The sequence below is a fragment of the Avibacterium gallinarum genome (genome assembly GCF_002921135.1).
Taxonomy (GTDB): domain Bacteria; phylum Pseudomonadota; class Gammaproteobacteria; order Enterobacterales; family Pasteurellaceae; genus Avibacterium; species Avibacterium gallinarum.
Window position 1 is genome coordinate 1 of record NZ_PQVJ01000018.1, and the last position, 23,161, is coordinate 23,161.

Consider the following 23,161-nt stretch of genomic DNA (forward strand, 5'->3'; position numbering starts at 1 on the left):
GTAAGGACGGACCTGTGTCCGTCCGTAATAATCATTAATTTTTCGGGCGCACACATAGGTGCGTCCCTACACCAATATAATAGAGAACGAACACTGCTCTTTTTCACCTATCATTTAAGTAAATTCTAGGGAGAACGCTGTATTCGTCCGCCTCTCATATCATTTTTTGTAGGGGCGGACCTGTGTGTCCGTTCGTAATAATCATTAATTTTCGGGCGCACACATAGGTGCGCCCCTACATCAATATAATCGAAAACGAACACTACCCCCATTCCTGCGATAAATCAAGGCAAAATCCGCATATCGTTGCACAAGTAGGATAAGTTGATATAATCGCCCTTCCATTTTAACAAAGGAAAACCTTATGACATTAAAAACGCAAATGCCTTTAACTTATTGGCAACGTGTAAAAGTGGCGTTTCAATATGTAATGCCGCAGTTTTATTTAACGCAACTTGCAGGCTGGTTTGCCAAGCAACGCTGGGGCGTGGTAACCCATTTTGTTATCAAATTATTTGCCAAAAAATACCAAGTGAATATGCAAGAGGCGGCAAAACCTAATTTTAACGATTATGCCACCTTTAATGAATTTTTTATCCGCCCATTAGCGGACGGTGCAAGAAAAATCGATGAAAATCCGACCGCACTTTGTTTGCCTGCTGATGGTTGCATCAGCCAGCTCGGTCATATTGATAATGATCGTTTATTACAAGCGAAAGGGCAGGATTTTAGCCTCGCTGATTTGCTTGCTAATGACGAAGAATTGGTTGAGGCCTTTAAAAATGGTGAGTTCGCCACCATTTATCTTTCACCACGCGACTATCACCGTGTACATATGCCTTGCGATGGCACATTACGCAAAATGATTTATGTACCGGGTGAACTGTTTTCAGTTAATCCATTTTTAGCGGAACACGTTCCAAATTTATTTGCGCGCAACGAACGCGTGATCTGCGTGTTTGATACGGAATTTGGGCAAATGGTACAAATTTTAGTGGGTGCAACCATCACAGCAAGTATCAGCACTCAATGGGCGGGCGTGATTAACCCACCGCGTAGCAAAGAGGTGAAAGTCTGGACATATAGCGGTGAAAATGCCGTAAAATTACGCAAAGGCCAAGAAATGGGCGCGTTCCAGCTTGGTTCTACGGTAATCAATCTATTCCAGCCGAATCAAGTGAAATTGGCAGAACAGTTGGCGGTTGATGTGCCAGTGCATATGGGCGAAGTGTTAGCTTATAAAAACACGATGGAATAAATCGCTTCATCAAACACATTTATTTTTAATAGAAGGAAAAAACAATGTCAGAACAATTTTTTAACCAAGTCGCTTTAGATGATGTTTCTGCCAAAGGCAGTTACGGTATCGGTTTACAAATCGGTCAGCAATTAGTTGATAGCAAATTAGCGGTAAAAGCAGATGCAGTGGCGAAAGGGATTTTTGATGCATTAAATCAAAACCCACCAGCCATTGATTTTAACGAAGTGAGCCAAGCATTACAACAACTTCAACAAGAGGCTGCTGAAGCCGCTAAAGCTCAATTTAAACAAATTGAAGAAGCAGGCAAAGCCTATTTAGCGGAAAATGCGAAAAAAGAGGGCGTTAAAGTAACTGATTCAGGCTTACAATATGAAGTGTTAGTGGAATGTAACGGCAAAATTCCAAGCAAACAAGATCAAGTACGCGTTCACTACACAGGAACATTGCCAGATGGCACGGTTTTTGACAGCTCTGTACAACGTGGCCAACCGGCTGAATTCCCAGTAAGTGGTGTAATCCCAGGTTGGGTTGAAGCCCTTTCAATGATGCCAGTTGGCTCAAAATGGAAACTCACCATTCCTCACAACCTCGCCTACGGCGAACGCGGCGCAGGTGCATCAATCCCACCATTTAGCACCTTAGTGTTTGAAGTGGAATTGTTGGATATTCTTTAATTTATCTTCCGCATAAAAAAGACCTAGCTATTTCGCTAGGTCTTTTCTTTTCCAATTAGAAAAATTCTTGAAAAAACAACCGCACTTTGTTTTTTTATCCTGTCGGTAATTTGTACTAGAATAATTCTTGTTGTTCAGAGGATTTCACTCCTCCATTTAAACGCTCTAGCAATTCAGGTGGGACATAGTAACCACGTTCTTTAACATAGGCGCGTTTAGGCTCTGTGCCTTTGATGAAGTATTCTTTACGTCCACCACTGTTAGAAAGCAGCCCTGAACCCGTATCAATACGCTTTTCGATAATATTTTGTGGCAGTGGAAGATTACGCTCTGGCACATCTTTTAAGCTCGTTTTCATATAGTCAATCCAAGCTGGCATTGCGGTTTGTGCGCCCGCTTCGCCTTTGCCTAAATTGCGTTTGTTGTCATCAAAGCCAACATAAACGGCGGTGGTAATATTTGCCCCGAAACCGGCATACCAAGCCACTTTTGAATTATTGGTTGTCCCTGTTTTTCCACCAATATCCGAACGCTTAATTTGATTTGCCATTCGCCAGCTTGTGCCTTTCCAGCCTAGACCTTGTTCGCCGTAAATTGCGGTATTCAATGCGCTACGAATTAAGAAAGCTAATTCACCACTAATTACGCGAGGCGCATACTGCACTTGATCATTGGCTTTTTTATCTTGCGCCATAAAATCAATTGCGTTTTCATCTAATTTTTTATTTTGGCGATCAAGTTCTGGAATATCATTAGGTTGATCATCTTGATCTAGCTCTTCACCATTGGTGCTACTATCCGTAGAAACTAAATTATCAGGTTGCTCTAAATCAAGGTTTTTAAACCCATCTAATTTTTCAGTTTCCCCGTAAATTACAGGAATGTTATCACAGGTAACACAAGCAATTTGTGGATTCGCAACAAACAGCTCTTTGCCGGTATTGTCAAGGATTTTTTCAATAAGGTAAGGATTTACTAAGAACCCCCCGTTATCAAACACCGCGTAAGCACGCGCCATTTCAAGTGGGGTGAATGAAGCCGCCCCTAAAGCAAGGGCTTCACTGGCGAAATATTGATCTCGCTGGAAGCCAAAGCGTTGCAAGAAATCGGCGGTAAAATCAATGCCTGCCATTTGGATTGCGCGGATCGCAATCATATTTTTGGATTGCCCTAAGCCCACACGCAAGCGCATTGGGCCGTCATAACGGTTTGGCGAGTTTTTCGGTGTCCACACTTTTTGTCCTGGTTTTTTGATCACGATCGGGGAATCTTGTAGCACACTTGATAAGGTTAGCCCTTTTTCTAATGCAGCAGCATAAATGAAAGGCTTGATCGATGACCCTACTTGCACTAAAGACTGAGTGGCGCGGTTAAATTTGCTTTGCTCAAAGCTAAAACCGCCCACTAAGGCTTCGATCGCACCATTATCACTATTTAATGAAACTAAGGCAGAATTTACTTCTGGCACTTGAGAAAGTTGCCATTCACCATTACCACGCTGACGCAACCAAATTTGTTCGCCTGCTTTTGGTTGTCTTTTGCCTGCCCAGCGCATTGCAGCAGGGGAAAGTGTGATGCTGTTGCCCTCATCTAATAATACTTTTGCGCCCGCTTTGCTAGTTTCCAATACAGCGGCTGGCACTAAAGGCGCTGAATTAGGCAATTTTTTTAGCGCATCAATAATTTTATCTTCGTCCCAAGCGGTTTCGCCCTTTTTCCATAAAACAGCGGCACCGCGGTAACCGTGGCGCATATCATAGGCGAGCAAATTATCACGCACGGCTTTTTGTGCTTCTGCTTGATCGGCAGAAAGCACGGTAGTATAAACTTTATAACCACTGGTATAGGCGTTTTCTTCACCAAAACGTTTCACCATTTCTTGGCGTACCATTTCGGTAACATAATCTGCTTTAAAATCTAACTGCGCACCGTGATAACGGGCTACGATAGGCTCATTGATGGCTTCATCATATTCCGCTTTGCTGATGTATTGCATTTCTAACATACGCCCTAGCACCACATTACGGCGTGCCGTTGCGCGTTTAAGAGAGTAGAGCGGATTCATTGTGGAAGGTGCTTTTGGCAAGCCTGCGATCACCGCCATTTCTGATAAGGTGAGCTGATCGAGGGATTTACCAAAATAGGTTTTCGCCGCCGCCGCCACACCATAAGCACGATAGCCAAGATAAATCTTGTTCAAATATAGCTCTAAAATTTCATCTTTGCTTAGGGTGTTTTCAATTTCGATCGCCAAAATGGCTTCTTTTGCTTTACGCACAATATTTTTTTCTGGCGTTAAGAAGAAGTTACGCGCGAGCTGTTGGGTAATGGTACTCGCCCCTTGTGAAGCTCCCCCTTTGGTAATCGCAACACTAATTGCACGCGCAATACCAATAGGATCTAAACCGTGGTGATCGTAAAAACGACTGTCTTCAGTGGCCAGAACGGCTTCGATTAATTTAGGTGGAATTTCATTCAGTTTCATTGGAATACGGCGCTGTTCGCCCACTTCACCAATGAGTTTGCCGTCAGCGGTATAAATCTGCATCGGCTGCTGTAATTCCACAGTTTTTAGGGAATCTACACTTGGCAAGCCTGATTTTAGTTGAACATAAATAATTCCTGCGACAACACAGCCTAAAATGCTAATAGTCAGCAAGCTACTTAAAATTAATTTTGCGATCCGCATCGTAAAATTCTCTCTTCATTCGTGCAAAATTGAAAAAAATCAGAAAAACTAAAACCCAAGATTTTAGCTTAACTACTTCCTTAAAACGTAAGTATAAAGTTTAGTCAAGGAAATCCAAAGCTAAAAGTGCATTTAAAATGAATATTTAAGTAGGAAGAATGAAGAAAACGAATAATTTCACCACACAAAAACAAGTTGGTGTGTGGAAACAAGGTGAAAATTATGAATGTGTTTGGTTTGATGAAAAAAATCAACCACACACCTGTACCCTATCTTCACCAATTTCCTTGCCACAGCTTGCTACGCAGCTTACACCACAATCAGGCAATAATTCCTTGAAAGCAATAAAATTTATCACGGCAATCTCACCGCAATACACTTGGATCAAAAATCTGCTGCTGCCACAAATTTTAACTGCCGCGGAATGTGAGCAACAATGTCGATTTTTATTATCGCAAGAATTGCCCCTTCCCCTTGAAGAAATCTGGTTTGATTATCAATCAGAACCGCTCAAACAAGGCTTCAAACTAAGTATTTTTGCCATAAAAAAACAAACTGCTTTGGATTATCTCAACGCTTACGCCCCTTTTCCTATTCAAGTATTGGATTGCTGTATCCACGCGATAATCCGCGCCTTTCAATATCTCACAGAGGTTAGCACGGAAAAACAGGTGCTTTTTCTTTACCAAGATAAGCAACACACCTTTGCCGTTCAGCCCAACGCCTCAGCGGTTCAATTTATGCAACAAACTGACAAAAATCTCACCGCACTTGCTGAAATGTTCTGCCAGCGTTATTCCTTGCAGCCTGAGCAAATTTATTACTATTGCGATGATTTACCAAACACCTTGCCTGATCACTGGCAGAAAGTCGAAACGGATTTGCCCTTTATCGCCTTAGGCAATGCCTTATGGCAACAATCTTTCTGGCAACAGAAAGGAGAAACAAATGGCGATTAATTTGCTACCGTGGCGATTGACTGCACATCATAAAAATATGAAAAAATTATTACTGCGAGCGGGAATTTGCTTCGCCATAAGCCTTGCTTGCCACCTTGCGATGTTCAACGTTTTACAAGCAGAACAAGCCATCGCGCCACAAAAGAATGCGCAATATGAAACACTTTCTCAAAATTTAAACCAAACCATTGAGCAGATTAGTGCCTTAAGACAACACTATGTTTATCAGCAAGAACAACAAAGTTTGCCATCGCAAGAGGTTATTCAATTTTTAGACTGGCTTGCTGCGCTTCCTTTGCAACAAGGAGAACTAAATGACGTGGCGCTTACGCAAGAAAAATTATTGCTCAATGGTTTTACAGAAGATCAACAAGAATTTGAGCAATTACAGCAACGCATCACGCAATTAGCGCTATTTAACCATTCCCAACTCACGCAATTTCAGCCCACAGGTTCACAGCTGACTTTTGAATTTCAATTAAAAAATGAACAAGATGATGAAGCAAATTTTTAATAATCCGCATAATTTACTCGGCAAGCTCGCCCAGCTTTCAGCCGCCAAGCAATACGCTCTATTGCTGATTTTTACCTTTTTGCCTGTGTCTTTTTGGATTATGGAATATCAGCAAATTCAACAGCAAAATAGCCAAACAGATCGCCAAATTCTGCAATTAGAACAAGATTTGGCACATCAAAAACAAATTTTAAGCTCACTACAACAAAACACACAAAATACGTTTACGCCTGAACTCACAAGCGATATTGCCCAAATAAATCAGGTTTTGCGTCCACAAGATTTTCAACTACAAGTAAAAAATAGCCAATGGGATTTTTACCAAGCGCCTTATTTAACAATGCAATTAGTCGGCAATTTCAATAATTTACACCAATTTTTGACCGCACTTTTAAAGCGCACACCGCAACTCAATGTATTACAACTGCATATTTACAAAACACGCGAAAACCCGCTTTCACAACTCTCGCTAATCACCGAAGTTCGTTTTAAACTTTCTTTACCCAAGGATAAACAATGAAAAAAGCGTTTCTTTTTCTCATACTGCTCAGCCCCTTTGTTTCTGCACAAGATCCTTTTGATAAAACACAGCGCACAGCACAGGCGGCAATCGTCGCTCAGCCAAGTTCTACAAATTGCCCTACACATAAAAAAATCTTGGCGGAAGAGGCTTCTTTTCAACAGCTCAAGTTAGTTGGAATTATTCAGTTTCCAGAAAACAACAAAGCAATTTTTAGTGATAAAAATCAACAAGTTATGCTTATTCAAAAGGAAGATGTGGTTGCACAAGAAAGATTGCAGATTAAGGATATTTCACCACAGCAAATTACACTTTTTGACTGTATGCAATCACAATTTGTTTATTTAACCTTTTAGGAGAAAAAAATGCGATTATTAAAGTGCGGTGCGTTTTTTCTGAGTTTTTCATTATTTGCCAGCGCAAGCGAAAAACCGAGCGAAACCTTTTCAATTCGCTTACAGCAAGCCCCTTTAGTGCAGACCGTGCAACAGCTAGCAGCACAACAGAAGGTTAATTTAGTAATCGATGACGAATTACAAGGTTCAATTTCTTTACAACTGCAACAAACTACGCTCGCGCAATTTTTGCAAGTGGTTGCCAAAATAAAACAGCTCCAATTCTGGCAGGAAAATGGTATTTATTATCTCAGTAAAGCCTCGCAAAATTCTTTGCCAGAAGTAGCTAATAACCTTCCCATTGAATTTGTAGATACATTGCCTGAGCCAGCACTTTCCAGATTATCAACAATGACAATAAAACTGCACTATGCCAAAGCATCTGAAGTGATGAAAACACTCACTTCGGGCAGTGGCTCGTTGCTTTCAGCAAATGGCAGTATGAGTTTTGATGATCGCAGTAACCTATTGATTATTAAAGATGAAAAAGCCGTATTAAACCAAATGAAACGCTTGGTTACGGAAATGGATAAGCCCATTGAACAGATCGCCATTGAAGCGCGCATTGTCACCATTAGTGATGAAAGTTTGAAAGAACTTGGCGTGCGTTGGGGGATTTTTACGCCAACAGATGCAAGCCATAAAGTAATGGGTAGTCTGAATGCGAACGGTTTTGCCAATATTACTGATAATCTCAACGTCAATTTTGCTACCACCAATACCCCTGCAGGCTCGGTGGCGTTGCAGATTGCCAAAATTAATGGAAGATTGCTTGATTTAGAATTGACTGCCTTGGAGCGAGAAAATAGCGTAGAAATTATCGCTAGCCCAAGTTTGCTTACCACTAATAAGAAAAGCGCGAGCATTAAGCAAGGGACGGAAATTCCTTATGTGGTGAATAATAATAAAAATGACAGCCAGAGCATTGAGTTTCGCGAAGCAGTGCTGGGGCTAGAAGTAACGCCACATTTATCCAAAAATAACGGCATTTTGTTGGATTTGGTGGTGAGCCAAAATGCCCCTGGTGGGCGCGTGGCTTATGGTGAAAACGAAGTGATCGCCATCGATAAGCAAGAAATTAACACGCAAGTTTTTGCACAAGATGGAGAAACCATTGTGTTAGGCGGCATCTTCCACGATACCATTACCAAAGCCTTAGATAAAGTGCCTGTGCTAGGTGATATTCCAGTGATTAAACGCTTGTTTAGCAAAGAAGTAGAGCGTCATCAAAAACGGGAATTGGTGATTTTCGTCACACCGCATTTGATCAAAAAAGGGCAACAGGCCGAAAAACAAAGTGCGGTGAAAAATCCGCCAAAAAATCACCGCACTTCGTCATCTTCTAGCAAGATTTCGCACAAATCTGGTAAATAAATCTGCTTTGACGGTTGAAAAAGGTGGGCATTTATTGAGATAATCCCCATTATTTTTTTGGGTGATCTTTTAGCAACCATATTTGATTTTGTGGTTGTCTTTTTATTTGTCGGAAAGATCAATTATTTTAAATTTTATTAAAGAAGAACAACGAAAAATGGCAGAGAAACGTAATATTTTCTTAGTAGGCCCAATGGGAGCAGGGAAAAGCACTATTGGTCGTCAATTAGCGCAAATGTTAGGAATGGATTTTATTGATACAGATGCGGAAATTGAACAACGTGCTGGCGCTGACATTAGCTGGATTTTTGATGTTGAAGGTGAAGAAGGCTTCCGCAAACGCGAAGAACGTATTATTAATGAATTAACACAAAAACAAGGCATTGTGCTTTCCACAGGCGGCGGTGCGGTGATGTCAAAAGAAAACCGTAATCACCTTTCTGCCCGTGGCATTGTGATCTATTTAGAAACCACGGTGGAAAAACAATTCCAACGTACTCAACGTGATAAAAAACGTCCATTATTGCAAGATGTGGAAGATCCGCGTCAAGTGTTAGAAGATCTATCAAAAATTCGTAATCCGCTTTATCAAGAAGTGGCGGATATTACCTTACCTACTGATGATCAAAGTGCCAAAGTAATGGCAAATCAACTTGTTGATTTAATTGAAAATATCAACGGCTAATTAAGCAAAAGGAAAAAATGATGTTGTGCGTAAATGTTGAATTAAAAGAACGCCGTTATCCTATTTATATCGGCGCAGGCCTGCTTTCTGATCCGAGTGTTTATCCCCTAAAATCAGGTGATAAAGTGATGATCGTGAGCAATCCAACCATTGCACAACATTATCTTGCGCAGGTAACAAAAACCTTGACGGAATTGGGTTGTCAGGTTGATCACCTGTTATTGCCTGATGGGGAACAATACAAAAATCTAGAGTCGCTTAATCTAATTTTTACCGCCTTATTAGAAAAAAATCACGGCCGCGATACCACCTTAATTGCTCTAGGTGGTGGTGTGATTGGTGATGTAGTGGGCTATGCCGCAGCCAGTTATCAACGTGGAGTGCGTTTTATCCAAATTCCAACCACCTTACTTGCACAAGTGGATTCTTCTGTGGGGGGGAAAACCGCAGTTAATCACCCTTTAGGTAAAAATATGATTGGGGCGTTTTATCAACCTTGCACCGTGATTGTCGATACGCTCACCTTGAATACCTTGCCAAAACGCGAAGTTAATGCAGGTTTGGCGGAAGTGATTAAATATGGCGCGATTTTAGATTATCCTTTCTTTGAATGGTTAGAACAGCACATTGATGAATTGGTTGCCCTTGAACAAGCGCCGTTGCAGCAATGTATCGCGCGTTGTTGTCAAATTAAAGCGGACGTAGTGGCAAGAGATGAAACAGAAAAAGGTGATCGCGCATTGCTCAACTTAGGCCATACTTTTGGCCACGCCATTGAAACCCATTTAGGCTATGGGCAATGGCTACACGGTGAGGCGGTAGCCGCTGGTTCAATGATGGCGGCTGCGCTTTCTGAAATGTTAGGGGATTTATCAGTGCAAGATGTAGGGCGTTTAGAAAAGCTCTTTGCGCGCGCTAATTTGCCAACCCTTTCACCAGATACAATGCAACCCGAAGATTATTTACCGCATATGATGCGCGATAAAAAAGTGCTAGCAGGCAAGTTACGCCTTGTGCTGCTAAAATCGCTCGGGCAAGCTTATGTGGCAAGCGATAGCGACAAAGATCTCGTTCTTGCAGCTATTGCACGTTGCACACAAACTGACTGATCTCAATGTATCCTGATGCGACAATTTTCCCACAACAAAAATACCGCCCTTTTCTAAAATGGGCGGGGGGAAAGTTTCGTCTTACGGATCAAATCAATAAATTATTTCCTAAGAAAAAACAATGTCTTATTGAGCCTTTCGTGGGGGCTGGGGCTGTTTTTTTGAATAGCCAATTTGAACGCTATATTTTGGTGGATATTAATGCGGATTTGATCAATCTATTTAACACCGTTAAACAAGATGTCAATTTGTATATTGAAGCTGTGAAAACCGTCTTTTTTCACCCTGATGCGAATACGCCAGACTATTATTACGCGCGGCGCGCTCAGTTTAATCAATCCACCAATAACTTTGAGCGTTCTGTGTTGTTTTTGTATCTCAATCGTTTTGGCTTTAATGGCTTATGCCGTTACAACAGCAAAAATGAGTTTAACGTGCCATTTGGACGCTATAAAACTCATTATTTCCCCGAAATTGAGTTACGCTATTTTGCCCATAAAGCGCAAAGTGCGGTGTTTATTTGTGCAGATTTTCACGAAGCCTTTAAATTTGCCGATGAAAATTCAGTGATCTATTGCGATCCGCCTTATGCACCGATCAAACAAGAAAGCAATTTCACCAGTTATGCTGGCAATGAATTTTCGTTAGATCATCAGCAAGCCTTGGCGGAATTGGCGCATCGTACCGCAAGGGAACGACAAATTCCGGTGCTAATTTCTAATCACGATACCAAATTTACCCGTCAAATTTACCACGGGGCGAAAATCAAACGCTTAAAAGTACAGCGCTCAATCAGCCAAGCTTCGCACAAACGAATTAAGGTAAACGAGCTGATCGCCAGTTTTCACGGGCAAAAACTCAACGCGGCTGAGTGATTAAGGCGGGATTGACTTTAAATTGAAGTTGCTGAATCTGCGGATTTAAGCCCTGCACTTTTGCCAAGAGATCTTTTTCTTTGAATAACAAACTTTGGCGTACCATCGCATTTGCCACTTCAATCACCAACGTGGTTTCGGAAAGATTGGCAACGCGATAAAAGCCTTTAAATTGATTGGGAAATAGGCGTTCTACTTGCTCGTTCAGTTGTTGTAACAAAATGCCTTTTTGCATAATTTTGCCTAGGCTGGAATTTTCTAGCACATCTTGTACGTTGGTTGGTTTACTGTATCGCATCGCTTGTTTTCGGCTTTTTTGCCCTAATATTACACATCAGAATAAGACATTGTAGTGATTTTCCGCTACAATAACAGCGAATTTTTAATTAAAAATAAGTTAGCGAATGATTTCATCTAAAAGCACACAGCATTTCTGGTCGCAATTACTACTTAGTATGATTGCGATCTTTGCCTTGCCTAATGCGCAAGGCGTGGAAAATGCAGGGCTTGCCTGTGAAAATTATTCGCGCGAACAGCGCCAAATGCAACAGCTTGGCTGTCATCAGCGAGTTGCTCACAAACAAATTATTCAACAGCAACAAAAACCAAGCAAAAAAAGTTTTGTTGCACCGAAAATTCTCACTAAAAAAGCACCGCACTTTGTTTTTTCTGTACTTAGTGCCGCCACGCCGATCCGCGCTGGCCCTACGGCTTAACCTTTCTTTCTAGTAAATACCTTTTAACTGATTTCAGCGATTGCTGAAGTTTAATTTAACCTATTGATATAAAAGAAATAAAATTATGTTTAGAACTATTTTTACAAAAATTTTTGGTAGCCGTAATGATCGCATTCTGCGCCGTTTGAATAAACAAGTGATCAAAATTAACAAAATGGAGCCGGAGTTTGAAGCCTTAAGCGATGAACAGTTGCAAGGCAAAACGGCAGAATTTCGTGAGCGCTTAAAAAACGGCGAAAGCCTACAAAGCTTATTGCCAGAAGCCTTTGCCACCGTGCGTGAAGCGAGTAAACGTGTACTCGGTATGCGCCATTTTGATGTGCAGCTCATTGGCGGTATGGTGCTGAATAATCGTTGTATTGCTGAAATGCACACAGGGGAAGGGAAAACCCTTACCGCAACCTTGCCTTGCTATCTTAATGCCTTAACAGGAAAAGGCGTTCACGTTGTTACGGTGAACGATTATCTTGCGCGCCGCGATGCGGAAACTAACCGCCCATTATTTGAATTTTTAGGAATGACCGTTGGGGTAAACGTGCCGGGCTTGCCAGCGGAAGAAAAACGTGCTGCCTATGCTGCCGATATTACCTATGCCACTAACAGTGAATTAGGCTTTGATTATTTGCGTGATAATTTAGCTCATTCAGCACAAGATCGCTTCCAAAAAGAACTTTATTATGCCTTGGTTGATGAAGTGGATTCTATTTTGATTGACGAAGCGCGTACGCCGTTGATCATTTCAGGGCCTGCGGAAGACAGTTCAGAACTTTATATTGCCATTGATAAATTGATTCCTCATTTAATCAAACAAGATAAAGAAGACACCGAAGAATACCAAGGTGATGGCGACTACACTTTAGATCTGAAAAGCAAGCAGGCCTATCTCACAGAACGTGGGCAAGAAAAAATCGAGCAATGGCTGATCGATCAAGGCCTGATGCAAGAAACCGAATCTCTGTATTCCCCTGCCAAAGTCACGCTGTTGCACCACGTTTATGCCGCATTGCGCGCCCATACATTGTTTGAACGTGATGTGGATTACATCGTAAAAGATGGTGAAATTATCATTGTTGATGAACATACAGGGCGTACAATGGCAGGCCGCCGTTGGTCAGAAGGTTTACACCAAGCTATTGAAGCAAAAGAAGGTGTGCCAATTCAAAATGAAAACCAAACGGTCGCTTCTATCACTTACCAAAACTATTTCCGTCTTTATGAAAAATTAGCTGGAATGACAGGAACAGCGGACACCGAAGCCTTTGAATTCCAACAAATTTATGGTTTGGAAACCATTGTGATCCCAACTAATCGCCCAATGATTCGCGATGATCGCACAGATTTAATGTTTGAAAATGAACAATACAAATTTGCTGCGATTATTGAAGAAATTAAGGATTGTATTGCGCGCAACCAACCCGTGTTGGTGGGAACGGCGTCTATTGAAAAATCGGAATTGTTATCTGATGCTTTAACCAAAGCTGGCATTAAACATAGCGTATTAAACGCAAAATTCCACGCCCAAGAAGCGGAAATTATTGCTAATGCAGGTTATCCGGGGGCCGTAACCATTGCCACCAATATGGCAGGACGTGGTACAGATATTGTGCTTGGCGGTAACTGGAAAGCTGAAGTGGCAAAATTGGATAACCCAACAGAAGCGCAAATTGAAGAAATCAAAGCCAAATGGCAAGAACGCCACGATATTGTAAAACAAGCGGGTGGCTTGCATATTATTGGTACGGAACGCCACGAGTCACGCCGTATTGATAACCAGTTGCGTGGACGTTCAGGCCGCCAAGGTGACCCAGGTTCATCACGTTTCTACTTATCCTTAGACGATGCGTTAATGCGTATTTACTTAAACGAAGGTAAGCTCAATATGATGCGCAAAGCCTTCAGCACACCAGGTGAAGCAATGGAATCGAAATTGCTCACTAAAGTAATCGCTTCTGCGCAAGCAAAAGTTGAAGCGCATAACTTTGATGGACGTAAACATTTATTAGAATTTGATGATGTGGCTAATGATCAACGCCGTGCTATTTATGAACAGCGCAATGAACTATTAGATAATGACAACATTGCCGAAACCATTAAAGTGATCCGCAAAGATGTTTTCAACAGCGTGATCGATCAATATATTCCACCAAATTCATTGGAAGAAATGTGGGATATTCCAGGGTTAGAACAGCGTTTAAGACAGGATTTTGCCCTTGATTTACCGATTGAACATTGGTTAGAAGAAAACAATGCCTTGCACGAAGAAACCTTGCGTGAGCGTATTATTGACGCGGCAGAAAAAGAATATGAACGCAAAGAAGAGCTTGTTGGTGCGGAATCAATGCGTCATTTTGAAAAAGGCATTATGCTACAAACCCTTGATGAGCTTTGGAAAGAACATCTTGCTTCGATGGATCATTTACGCCGTGGCATTCACTTGCGTGGCTATGCACAAAAAGATCCAAAACAAGAATATAAACGTGAGTCTTTCCAAATGTTTACGGATATGTTGGACGCATTAAAACTAAGTGTGATTACCACCTTAAGCCGAGTTCAGATTCGTACTCAAGAAGAAATTGAGCAAGCAGAGAAATTGCAGCAAGAAATGGCCGCGCGTGAGCAGGCACAAATGCAATATAACACCGCGGATGATCAGCAGGCTCAAGGAGAGCAAGCACCATTGCCACCATCAGATCGTAAGATTGGGCGTAATGAACCTTGCCCTTGCGGTTCTGGTAAGAAATACAAACACTGCCACGGCAATCGTGCGGCGAAATATAGTTAATCCATAAAGCATAAAGTGCGGTGAAAAATTTTTGATTTTTTTACCGCACTTTATAGAGAGTTTGTTGATCATTCATAGCTCAAATGCAAAATGAATGATCAACAGACCCTAAGGAGAAAAAATGGCGAAACCCATCATTCAAGTAGCAGCAGGCATTATTCGTAATGAATTTGGGCAGATTTATCTCACTCAACGCCTTGAGGGACAAGATTTTGCCCAAGCCCTAGAATTCCCTGGTGGAAAAGTTGATAAAGGTGAAACACCGGAACAAGCCCTTGCCAGAGAGCTAGAAGAAGAAATTGGCATTCATATTCTCAATGCTAGTTTATTTGAGCGTTTTACCTTTGAATATCCAAGTAAGATCATTCAATTTTCTTTTTACCTTGTGGAACAATGGGTGGGTGAACCTTTTGGACGAGAAGGGCAAGAGGGAATGTGGATCGCGCAATCTGAACTTGATGCCAGCCAATTTCCCCCCGCTAACAGCAAGCTTATTCAACGCTTATTGGCTGAAAATGCATAATTTATCGATAACAAAAAAAGCATTATGTGGAAAACATAAAACATAATGCTTTTTTCATTTCACTCATTAACAACAAATATCCTGAACCACAAATTGCAATGAATGGCGTTCGTGTAAGCGGAATTTTCGCTGTTTCAAACGTTTTAATCTTAAAGCTCGCACTTGCGATAAACGGAAGAGTTTAGTGTTGTTTTTCTTCAAAAATGTTTTTCTTTTTACTGCCATAATATCCTCTATTTTCTATCAAAATTCACAGCCTAAGGGAAACGCCCTAAATTATTTGCTGTGTTGTGGTAAAGGTTGGTTTTGTTCTTCTTGGTTTTGCTGTACGCGGTGATAATTCACAATGCTGTTCATATATCGGCGAATATTTTCCACATATTGGAACGCTTCATAACCTCGCGCATAGCCATATTTTAAATTTGTGTAGTAACGTTTTTCTGCCAGTAAGGGAAGATTTTTCTTCACATCAAGCCAGTTATCAGGATCACCACCAAGGCTTTTTGTTAAACGGCGCACATCAAGCAAATGCCCTAGCCCCATATTATAAGCACATAAGGCAAACCAAATGCGATCTTCTTGGCGAATGGTATTTGGCATTTGTGCAAGCAATAAATGCAAATATTCCGCCCCCGCTTTAATGCTTTGCTCCGCATCTAAACGATTGTTGATTTTCATTCGCTCCGCTGTCGCCTTAGTAAGCATCATCATTCCGCGCACCCCTGTTGGCGAAGTGGCTTCTGGGTTCCAATGTGATTCTTGATAAGCAATAGCAGCTAACAAGCGCCAATCTAAATCCCCTTTGTACTTATCAAAAAGATCGGCATATTTCGGTAAAATTGTTTCTATCGCGTTTAAATAAGAGCGGGTGTCCACATAATCAAACTGTGCAAGATGATTAAAATATTTTTCTTCAATGCGTGCAATAAGCCCTGTTTCAATGGCATTATTCATAAAATCAAGCAGAGCAGCTTGCAGTTCGTTATAAGTGTTATTTGCCAGATACCAATGAATGGTTGCTTCATCAGTAACATCAAAGGCAACTGCAAGCTGTGGCTTAATTTGTTGGGTAATGGAAATATCTATTGAGTTAGCAATGGTGTAATCTATTTTACTTTCCGCAACTTGCAGCAATAATTCTTCTTGGCTTTGATCCACTGTCGTCCATTGCAAATCAGGATATTGCTCTTTAAAACGGTTAAGCAATATATTAAGCTCCGAACCTTTTGCCACCACTAAGCGACCATTTAATCTTGCCAGCGAATTCGGGCGATTTTCTCCTTTACGGTAAACCAGTTGCCACGAGGCAGAAGAATACGCCGGCCCAAGCTGAAACTGTTCTAATTTTTCAGGCTGATAAAGCAAATTCGCTGCGGCTAAATCAATTTGATGAGCGGATAACGCAGAAAACAGTGCTTGAACGCTATCCATTGGGCGAATATCCAATTCTACATTCAAATAATCGGCAAAGGCTTTCGTCAGTTCATATTCAAACCCCGTTGCGCCCTCCGAACCAATGAAATAAGAAATAGGATTATTCAGTGTGCCAACAATCAGTTTGCCTTTGGTTTGCACCATTGCATAAGGGTTATCTTCCGATTGCATTATGCGCTGCCACGGGAACACCATATCAATGGCCCATAATAATAAGGCAACGGCACTCACTATGCGTAAAAATAAACCTTTCAATCTCGCTCTACTCTATCATCACAACACATTTTATGTGTTTGGTTAAATTTAAAAGTGCGGTAAAAAATCATTAAATTTTGTACCGCACTTATCAAATTAAATGAAAAATAAATTATGCCACTTTCGCCATTTCAAATTCGATCAACATCATTAAAATATGGATCACTTTGATGTGAATTTCTTGAATGCGATCGGCATAACGGAAATGTGGCACGCGAATTTCTACATCGGCAAGCCCTGCCATTTTTCCGCCGTCTTTGCCTGTCATTGCGATGACTTTCATTCCTTTGTCTTTCGCGGCTTTAATGGCATTTAAAATATTTTTGGAATTGCCTGAAGTGGATAAGCCAAACAACACATCGCCTTTTTGCCCCACTGCTTCAATATAGCGAGAGAACACATAATCATAGCCAAAATCATTACTCACGCAGCTTAAATGGCTGACATCAGAAATAGCAATGGCTGGATAACCAGGGCGATTTTCACGATAGCGCCCAGTGAGTTCTTCGGCAAAGTGCATTGCATCACAATGAGATCCGCCATTACCGCACGAAAGCACTTTTCCGCCTTGTTTAAAGCTATCCGCAATTAACAACGCAGCTTGTTGAATTAATTCGATATTTTTTTCATCATTGACGAATTTATTAAGCACGTCCTGCGCTTCGTTCAGCTCGGCTTTAATTTGATCTAAGTACATTTTGTTCTCCTTTTGAGATAATGCATTAAAGTTAAAATGGCGTTAATCTATCACGATTTTGCCATTAATTCATTATATTTCCGTGCCTAGGGTTGTAACGCTTGAAGCAATTCTGTAACAAAATCCAACCGCACTTTGTTATCGGTTAAATCACGCTGAAATCTAAATTTCGTTGGGCCGTCAAAGCGATACACCGCAGGGGATTGCTGAATAAGCTGCAAGAATTTTGTTGGATCAAGGCTCGCTTGAGGGGAAAACTCAATAAAGCCACCTTGTGCTGTCGCTTCAATACGAATGATCTGCAATGGCTTGGCTTGCAAACGCAGTTGGGCAATTTGTAGTAAATTTTTGGCTGGCTGCGGCAATAGCCCGAAGCGGTCGATAAGCTCCACTTTTAATTCATCAAGCTCTTGCGTATTTTCTGCCCCTGCAATGCGTTTATAAAAACCAAGACGCATATTCACATCGCCTAGGTAGTCATCAGGCAATAGGGCTGGAATACGCAAATCAATTTCAACTTGACGCTGGGTGAGTTCATCAAGAGAAGGTTCACGCCCGTCTTTCAACGTATTCACCGCACTTTCTAGCAGATCCATATATAAAGAAAAACCAATGCTTTCAATTTGTCCACTTTGCTCATCACCAAGCAATTCCCCTGCGCCACGAATTTCTAAATCTTGCGTTGCCAACATAAAACCTGCGCCAAGATTATCCAGACTTTCCAAGGCTTCAAGGCGTTTCAAGGCATCTTTTGTCATTGCTTTTGGCGGTGGCGTGAGTAAATAGGCATAGGCTTGATGATGCGAACGCCCCACTCGCCCACGCAGTTGGTGTAATTGTGCCAAGCCAAAGCGATCCGCGCGTTCAATGATGATGGTGTTCGCCGTTGGAACATCAATCCCTGTTTCAATAATGGTGGAACAAACTAGCACGTTATAACGCTGATGATAAAAATCGGACATCACCCGCTCCAATTCCCGCTCTCGCATTTGCCCGTGTCCGATAATGATGCGGGCTTCAGGCACAAGTGCGGCCAGTTTTTCTGCACAATTTTCAATGCTCGCCACATCATTATGTAAATAATACACCTGCCCGCCACGCAAAATTTCACGCAAAATGGCTTCACGAATGATTAAGTCGTCTGCTTGTCGCACGAAGGTTTTAATCGTCAAACGGCGAGCGGGTGGCGTAGAAATAATCGACAGCTCCCGAATGCCATTCATCGCCATATTGAGCGTTCGCGGGATTGGCGTTGCGGTGAGGGTTAAAATGTCCACATTGGCACGCAACTGCTTGATTTTTTCTTTCTGACGCACGCCGAAACGGTGTTCTTCATCAATAATCAGCAAGCCCAAATCCTTAAATTTCACCTCAGGCTGAATGAGTTTATGCGTGCCAATCAAAATATCAATTTTGCCGTCCGCTAAATCCGCTAGCACTGCTTTCTGCTCCTTCGCCGTTTTGAAACGCGACAACACTTCCACATTCACGGGCAAATTGGCGAAACGATCTTTAAAGTTGTCATAATGTTGTTGGGCGAGCAAGGTGGTTGGCACAAGCACCGCCACTTGTTTATGATTCATCACCGCTAAAAATGCCGCCCGCATTGCCACTTCCGTTTTACCAAAGCCTACATCACCACAAACTAGCCGATCCATCGCTTTGGGCTGACACATATCGGAAATCACAGCGTTAATCGCGGTCATTTGATCCAAGGTTTCCTCAAAAGGGAAAGTGGCAGAAAACTGCATAAATTCATCGCGATCATAATGAAATGCAAAGCCTTTTTGCGACTCTCGCAAGGCATACACATCAAGCAATTCCGCTGCCACATCACGGATTTTTTCCGCCGCTTTTTGCCGACTTTTCGCCCACGCATCGCTACCCAGTTTATGCAAGGGGGCAGTTTCTTCCGAGCCACCTACATAGCGACTGATCAAATGCAATGAGCTAACTGGCACATACAACTTGGCATCGTTGGCATAGTCGAGTAACAAAAATTCGGAAGTGATGCCTGCATTTTCTAAGGTAACCAGTCCCGCATAACGCCCTACGCCGTGATCTAAATGCACCACGGGCTGACCAATTTTCAGCTCTGCTAAATGTCGGATTAAAGTATCAGGATTGACGGATTTTTGTCGATCTCGGCTGCGTTGTTGCACACGTTCGCCGAGCAATTCCGTTTCCGTAATCAACGCAAGAGAAGCCTTGCCCTTATCCACAATAAAACCACGATCTTGGCTACAAATCAGCAAACTTTGCTTTTCTTGCAAATCTGAAAGATACGCAATTTGTTTTGGTCTTAATTTCAGCGGACTGAGCAAATCAAGCAAGGTTTCGCGCCGCCCTTCTGTTTCTACGCAAAAGACAATATCGCCATTAAACTGCGCCATAAATTGTTGCAAATGCAAGAGCGGTTCTTTTTGTTGCAATTTTAGGCTTAAATCTGGCAAGGCTTGCACAGGCAAGTTTTGCTGACGCACAGAAGCTCGCGCCACTCTTTCCGCTTTCAAGGTGATTTTTGGAAAATGTTTGAGCTGATGATTTATTTGGTCAATGGGCAACCAAAGCTGATCTGGCGGTAATAAAGGACGCATTGGATCAACACGGCGGCTTTCATAACGCTGTTCACAATCTTGATAAAAACGCTCACCTTGTTGCTGATTGCTCTCAAAAGCCACAAATAATGTCTGTTCAGGCAAATAATCAAATAAGGTGGCCATTTGTTCAAAAAACAGCGGCTGCCAATACTCAATCCCTGCTGCCAGCGTGCCTTTGCTCACCTGTTGATAAATATGCTCAGGATCACGGCGAATTTCACCAAAGGTATCACGAAATTTCGCACGGAAAAATTCAATGCCTTTGCTATCGGTAGGGAACTCTTGCGCAGGCAATAAACGAATTGAAGGAATTTCTTCTAATGTACGCTGCGTATCCACATCAAAGGTGCGAATACTATCAATCTCATCATCAAAAAAATCTAAACGGAAAGGCACCGCACTTCCCATTGGAAACAGATCGAGCAACGCCCCACGCAGCGCATATTCTCCGTGTTCCAGCACCTGTTCCACCGCACGATAACCCGCATTTTCTAACTTCAGACGGAAATCATTAATCACAATGCGATCGCCTTTTTTAATCAACAAAACATTGTGTTGCAAATACTCAGGCGGGCAAATTTTTTGCATTAACGTGCTGATCGGCAAAATGAAAATGCCGTTTTTTGCATTTTGCAAATGGAATAACGCACTGAGCCGTGAAGAAATAATGTCTTGATGCGGCGAAAAGCTGTCATAAGGCAAAGTTTCCCAATCTGGGAAAAAGGTAACAGGCTGCGAAACGAATTCCGCCAAAACTTTCGATAAACGCACCGCACTTCGCGTATCTGGCGTTACAACTACGGTAAGCCCTTGGTGGCTTTGGGCAATTTCGGCAAGGGCTAAGGTATCGCTGCCTGCAATAACATTGGCTAAAATTTTGTGATCATTGGCTTGCGTTGGGATATTCAAATCAAAATACATCATAAGGCTAAGTGCGGTGCTTTTTTCATCTATTTTTACGGATTAAAATTATGCCTAGTTTAGCGGAAATCCCCAAACTTGCAAAGAAAAACACTGTTGTTTTACACAGTATTAAATTCCCCTAAAAAAGACTAAAAAGTAATTTGCCCTCATTTTAATCACTCAGCTAATGGATAGGGAAAAACACTTGACGAAAGGCGATAAAATCTTTATATTCTCGCTCTAACTCTCGAATGGTGAGATGTCCGAGTGGTTGAAGGAGCACGCCTGGAAAGCGTGTATGTGCGAAAGTGCATCGGGGGTTCGAATCCCCCTCTCACCGCCATTCTATATTCCGACAATATCCCATAACGTCTAAAAATCCTTATTTTTCAATATTATTTTTGCCTTTTATGTCTAATGAAGTCTAAAAACGTCTATTGAAATCCAGCCGTTTTAGTTATACATTTAGTTATACCGCTTTAAGCTTGTAGTTATACCATATAACTACGATATAACTACAACATCACTAAATTATATTGTTTTAAGTCAAGTGATATAACTAAGAGGCAAAAATGGCTAGGCAAATCATACAGTTAAATAACACTAAAATTTCAACTGCGAAACCTCAAGAGAAAGATTATACCCTATCTGATGGGCAGGGGTTATATTTATTGATAAAAGCTAACGGATCTAAACTATGGCGATTTAATTATTATGATTTGCTTAAAAAGCGTAAATTGATTTCGTTAGGAAGTTATCCAGATATTTCATTGCTTGAAGCTCGCTCTAAACGTGATGAGTATCGTTCGTTGTTAGCCAAAGGCATTGATCCGCAAGATTATATCTTTAAGCAGAAAGAGCAGGCTATTTTTATGCAAAGCAATACTTTAATTAGTGTCGCACAAGATTGGCGGGAGATGAAATCATCTAAGGTTGAGGCGGGGACAATGAAAGATCAGTGGCGATTGCTAGAATTACATTTATTTCCGCATTTAGGCAATATGCCCATATCTGAAATCACCGCACCTTTCACAAGAATGAAATTGCAAAAATTGGCTGATGAGAAGAAATTTGAAATGCTGAAAAAGGTCATTAGGGGGCTAAATGAAATTATGCGTTTTGCGGTAAATGGAGGATTGATACAGTTTAACCCAACGGCAAATATTCAAGAATTGTTCCCTAGCGGTGAGGTTCAACATCGACCATCTATTCACCCCGATAAATTGCCTCAATTCCTAGAGGCGGTAAATAAAGCCAATATCCAGTTACAAACACGCTGCTTATTAGAATGGCAATTGCTCACAATGGTAAGACCAAGCGAAGCGGCTGGCACAATGTGGAAAGAAATTGATTTTGATAATGCTGTTTGGGTTATCCCAAAAGAAAGAATGAAAGGTAAGAAACGCCCTCATCTTGTACCGCTGTCGAAACAAGCAATAAATATCCTGAATATAATGCGTCCAATCACTGGGCATTGTGATTTTGTATTCCCTAAAAACGGAGATTTAACAGCAAATATGAGTAGTGAGACAATTAATAAAGCGTTGCGGAAAATGGGCTATCAAGGGATTTTATGCGCTCACGGATTTAGATCGATAGCCAGCACCGCACTTAATGAAAATGAATTTAATGTGGAAATTATTGAGGCTTTGCTTTCGCACGTTAAAGGCGACAAAGTCCGTACGGCTTACGATCGCAGTACGTACGAAAAGCAAAAGCGTCAATATATTGAATGGTGGGGGGATTTTGTAGAAAGGGCGTCCGTAAGACCGTGTTTATTGGGAGCAAGTGAGACTTGATTGGCATTGTTCAATCCATAAATCTAATTCACTTTCTCGCCACCCAGACGCTCTAGGCCCTAGTTTTAATTGTGGCGGGAAAGTCCCTTGCTTTATTTTTGCATAGATTGTTGATCTCGGTAAGCCTGTTTTTTGGCAAACTTCTTTTAATCTTAATATTCTGTCCATAGTTTTTTCCAAATAAAAAAGCCCCGACTAGCTGGGCATTAGTATGTACTAAATAGACCAAACAGCTAAAGCTATTTTGGTTAGTAAAAAACACCATAATAGATAAGGCGGTATAAAAACCAGCCAAAATAATGCTGTTAAAAATCGGTCTTCGGATAATCGTGTATTAAACGATAGCTGAAACGGAAAGGATACCGCTATTAACATT

At 41.5% G+C, this 23,161-nt stretch carries 21 protein-coding genes and 1 tRNA gene; 15 read left to right on the top strand and 7 right to left on the bottom strand.

All coding sequences use genetic code 11. The features are described 5' to 3' along the window. The first annotated feature begins 364 nt into the window (after positions 1-364). Both asd and bamJ read left to right on the top strand, forming a co-directional pair. Positions 365-1,258: an archaetidylserine decarboxylase gene (gene asd, locus C3007_RS06875; RefSeq protein ID WP_165779962.1), complete on the top strand. Its 894-nt coding sequence runs from the start codon at positions 365-367 to the stop codon at positions 1,256-1,258. Positions 1,259-1,302: 44 nt separating this feature from the next. Next, the gene (gene bamJ, locus C3007_RS06880; protein WP_103853748.1) at positions 1,303-1,935 is read left to right on the top strand and encodes a BamJ family beta-barrel-assembly machinery protein; all 633 of its coding nucleotides are present in this window, start codon (positions 1,303-1,305) and stop codon (positions 1,933-1,935) included. A gap of 115 nt (positions 1,936-2,050) precedes the next feature. Here the strand turns inward: bamJ and C3007_RS06885 are convergent, their stop codons facing one another. After that, entirely contained in the window at positions 2,051-4,624 is a 2,574-nt protein-coding gene (locus C3007_RS06885; protein WP_103853749.1) for a penicillin-binding protein 1A, read from the bottom strand. Positions 4,625-4,782: 158 nt separating this feature from the next. On the opposite strand from C3007_RS06885, the gene C3007_RS06890 reads away from it, so the two are divergent. The 8 genes from C3007_RS06890 (at position 4,783) to C3007_RS06925 (ending at position 11,055) form a co-directional block, all read left to right on the top strand. After that, complete coding sequence (locus C3007_RS06890; RefSeq protein ID WP_103853750.1) at positions 4,783-5,583, top strand: type IV pilus biogenesis protein PilM; 801 nt, start codon at positions 4,783-4,785, stop codon at positions 5,581-5,583. Continuing rightward, positions 5,573-6,097, top strand: coding sequence for a hypothetical protein (locus C3007_RS06895; RefSeq protein WP_103853751.1), 525 nt, complete (start codon positions 5,573-5,575; stop codon positions 6,095-6,097). The genes C3007_RS06890 and C3007_RS06895 overlap by 11 nt, the downstream gene beginning before the upstream one ends. Continuing rightward, a complete protein-coding gene (locus C3007_RS06900) occupies positions 6,078-6,617 on the top strand; it encodes a hypothetical protein (protein ID WP_123772533.1) in 540 nt (179 codons plus the stop codon). Before C3007_RS06895 ends, C3007_RS06900 begins: the two co-directional genes overlap by 20 nt. After that, positions 6,614-6,973 carry a pilus assembly protein PilP gene (locus tag C3007_RS06905; RefSeq protein ID WP_103853753.1) on the top strand — a complete coding sequence of 120 codons (360 nt, stop codon included), beginning with the start codon at positions 6,614-6,616 and terminating at the stop codon, positions 6,971-6,973. Before C3007_RS06900 ends, C3007_RS06905 begins: the two co-directional genes overlap by 4 nt. Positions 6,974-6,982: 9 nt before the next feature. After that, entirely contained in the window at positions 6,983-8,386 is a 1,404-nt protein-coding gene (locus C3007_RS06910) for a type IV pilus secretin PilQ (RefSeq protein WP_103853754.1), read from the top strand. A 136-nt stretch (positions 8,387-8,522) separates the two neighbouring features. Beyond that, complete coding sequence (aroK, locus tag C3007_RS06915) at positions 8,523-9,071, top strand: shikimate kinase AroK (RefSeq protein WP_279325033.1); 549 nt, start codon at positions 8,523-8,525, stop codon at positions 9,069-9,071. 20 nt (positions 9,072-9,091) lie between these two features. Then, on the top strand, positions 9,092-10,180 hold the full coding sequence (aroB, locus tag C3007_RS06920; RefSeq protein ID WP_103853755.1) for a 3-dehydroquinate synthase: 1,089 nt from the start codon (positions 9,092-9,094) through the stop codon (positions 10,178-10,180). 5 nt (positions 10,181-10,185) lie between these two features. Beyond that, the gene (locus tag C3007_RS06925) at positions 10,186-11,055 is read left to right on the top strand and encodes a Dam family site-specific DNA-(adenine-N6)-methyltransferase (protein ID WP_103853756.1); all 870 of its coding nucleotides are present in this window, start codon (positions 10,186-10,188) and stop codon (positions 11,053-11,055) included. Here C3007_RS06925 and C3007_RS06930 read toward each other — a convergent pair. After that, a complete protein-coding gene (locus tag C3007_RS06930; protein ID WP_103853757.1) occupies positions 11,039-11,353 on the bottom strand; it encodes a DciA family protein in 315 nt (104 codons plus the stop codon). The two genes, C3007_RS06925 and C3007_RS06930, sit on opposite strands and share 17 nt — an antisense overlap. A gap of 106 nt (positions 11,354-11,459) precedes the next feature. Here C3007_RS06930 and secM point away from each other — a divergent pair, with 106 nt between their 5' ends. The 3 genes from secM to mutT all read left to right on the top strand — a co-directional run bounded on the left by secM (position 11,460) and on the right by mutT (position 15,097). Further along, positions 11,460-11,771, top strand: a complete 312-nt coding sequence (secM, locus tag C3007_RS06935) for a secA translation cis-regulator SecM (RefSeq protein WP_103853758.1) — start codon at positions 11,460-11,462, stop codon at positions 11,769-11,771. Between the two features lie 85 nt (positions 11,772-11,856). Next, positions 11,857-14,574 (top strand): preprotein translocase subunit SecA, encoded by a 2,718-nt coding sequence (secA, locus tag C3007_RS06940; protein ID WP_103853759.1) that lies wholly within the window; start codon positions 11,857-11,859, stop codon positions 14,572-14,574. 121 nt (positions 14,575-14,695) lie between these two features. Continuing rightward, a complete protein-coding gene (gene mutT, locus C3007_RS06945) occupies positions 14,696-15,097 on the top strand; it encodes an 8-oxo-dGTP diphosphatase MutT (protein WP_103853760.1) in 402 nt (133 codons plus the stop codon). A gap of 66 nt (positions 15,098-15,163) precedes the next feature. Here mutT and C3007_RS11540 read toward each other — a convergent pair whose 3' ends face one another. The 4 genes from C3007_RS11540 to mfd form a co-directional block, all read right to left on the bottom strand. Next, positions 15,164-15,322 (bottom strand): hypothetical protein, encoded by a 159-nt coding sequence (locus C3007_RS11540; protein ID WP_164550739.1) that lies wholly within the window; start codon positions 15,320-15,322, stop codon positions 15,164-15,166. A gap of 51 nt (positions 15,323-15,373) precedes the next feature. Then, positions 15,374-16,786, bottom strand: a complete 1,413-nt coding sequence (mltF, locus tag C3007_RS06950) for a membrane-bound lytic murein transglycosylase MltF (protein ID WP_103853761.1) — start codon at positions 16,784-16,786, stop codon at positions 15,374-15,376. Between the two features lie 112 nt (positions 16,787-16,898). After that, the gene (lpcA, locus tag C3007_RS06955) at positions 16,899-17,483 is read right to left on the bottom strand and encodes a D-sedoheptulose 7-phosphate isomerase (protein WP_103853762.1); all 585 of its coding nucleotides are present in this window, start codon (positions 17,481-17,483) and stop codon (positions 16,899-16,901) included. 86 nt (positions 17,484-17,569) lie between these two features. Then, entirely contained in the window at positions 17,570-21,004 is a 3,435-nt protein-coding gene (gene mfd, locus C3007_RS06960) for a transcription-repair coupling factor (RefSeq protein WP_165779965.1), read from the bottom strand. 235 nt (positions 21,005-21,239) lie between these two features. On the opposite strand from mfd, the gene C3007_RS06965 reads away from it, so the two are divergent. Together C3007_RS06965 and C3007_RS06970 are read left to right on the top strand one after the other, a co-directional pair. Continuing rightward, a tRNA-Ser gene (locus C3007_RS06965) sits at positions 21,240-21,329 on the top strand. Positions 21,330-21,558: 229 nt separating this feature from the next. Beyond that, a complete protein-coding gene (locus C3007_RS06970) occupies positions 21,559-22,785 on the top strand; it encodes an integrase arm-type DNA-binding domain-containing protein (RefSeq protein ID WP_103853764.1) in 1,227 nt (408 codons plus the stop codon). On the opposite strand, the gene C3007_RS06975 is transcribed toward C3007_RS06970, so the two are convergent. After that, positions 22,762-22,953: a helix-turn-helix transcriptional regulator gene (locus tag C3007_RS06975; RefSeq protein WP_103853765.1), complete on the bottom strand. Its 192-nt coding sequence runs from the start codon at positions 22,951-22,953 to the stop codon at positions 22,762-22,764. The genes C3007_RS06970 and C3007_RS06975 overlap by 24 nt on opposite strands. Positions 22,954-23,161: the final 208 nt, after the last annotated feature.

Coding starts and splice junctions, on each gene's coding strand:
- secA (WP_103853759.1), top strand. CDS start 11,857: ATGTTTAGAACTATTTTTACAAAAATTTTTGGTAGCCGTAATGATCGC.
- C3007_RS06905 (WP_103853753.1), top strand. CDS start 6,614: ATGAAAAAAGCGTTTCTTTTTCTCATACTGCTCAGCCCCTTTGTTTCT.
- C3007_RS06885 (WP_103853749.1), bottom strand. CDS start 4,624: ATGCGGATCGCAAAATTAATTTTAAGTAGCTTGCTGACTATTAGCATT.
- aroB (WP_103853755.1), top strand. CDS start 9,092: ATGTTGTGCGTAAATGTTGAATTAAAAGAACGCCGTTATCCTATTTAT.
- C3007_RS06890 (WP_103853750.1), top strand. CDS start 4,783: ATGAAGAAAACGAATAATTTCACCACACAAAAACAAGTTGGTGTGTGG.
- lpcA (WP_103853762.1), bottom strand. CDS start 17,483: ATGTACTTAGATCAAATTAAAGCCGAGCTGAACGAAGCGCAGGACGTG.
- mfd (WP_165779965.1), bottom strand. CDS start 21,004: ATGTATTTTGATTTGAATATCCCAACGCAAGCCAATGATCACAAAATT.
- C3007_RS06975 (WP_103853765.1), bottom strand. CDS start 22,953: ATGGACAGAATATTAAGATTAAAAGAAGTTTGCCAAAAAACAGGCTTA.
- C3007_RS06910 (WP_103853754.1), top strand. CDS start 6,983: ATGCGATTATTAAAGTGCGGTGCGTTTTTTCTGAGTTTTTCATTATTT.
- C3007_RS06930 (WP_103853757.1), bottom strand. CDS start 11,353: ATGCGATACAGTAAACCAACCAACGTACAAGATGTGCTAGAAAATTCC.
- C3007_RS11540 (WP_164550739.1), bottom strand. CDS start 15,322: ATGGCAGTAAAAAGAAAAACATTTTTGAAGAAAAACAACACTAAACTC.
- bamJ (WP_103853748.1), top strand. CDS start 1,303: ATGTCAGAACAATTTTTTAACCAAGTCGCTTTAGATGATGTTTCTGCC.
- C3007_RS06925 (WP_103853756.1), top strand. CDS start 10,186: ATGTATCCTGATGCGACAATTTTCCCACAACAAAAATACCGCCCTTTT.
- mutT (WP_103853760.1), top strand. CDS start 14,696: ATGGCGAAACCCATCATTCAAGTAGCAGCAGGCATTATTCGTAATGAA.
- C3007_RS06895 (WP_103853751.1), top strand. CDS start 5,573: ATGGCGATTAATTTGCTACCGTGGCGATTGACTGCACATCATAAAAAT.
- secM (WP_103853758.1), top strand. CDS start 11,460: ATGATTTCATCTAAAAGCACACAGCATTTCTGGTCGCAATTACTACTT.
- C3007_RS06970 (WP_103853764.1), top strand. CDS start 21,559: ATGGCTAGGCAAATCATACAGTTAAATAACACTAAAATTTCAACTGCG.
- C3007_RS06900 (WP_123772533.1), top strand. CDS start 6,078: ATGATGAAGCAAATTTTTAATAATCCGCATAATTTACTCGGCAAGCTC.
- asd (WP_165779962.1), top strand. CDS start 365: ATGACATTAAAAACGCAAATGCCTTTAACTTATTGGCAACGTGTAAAA.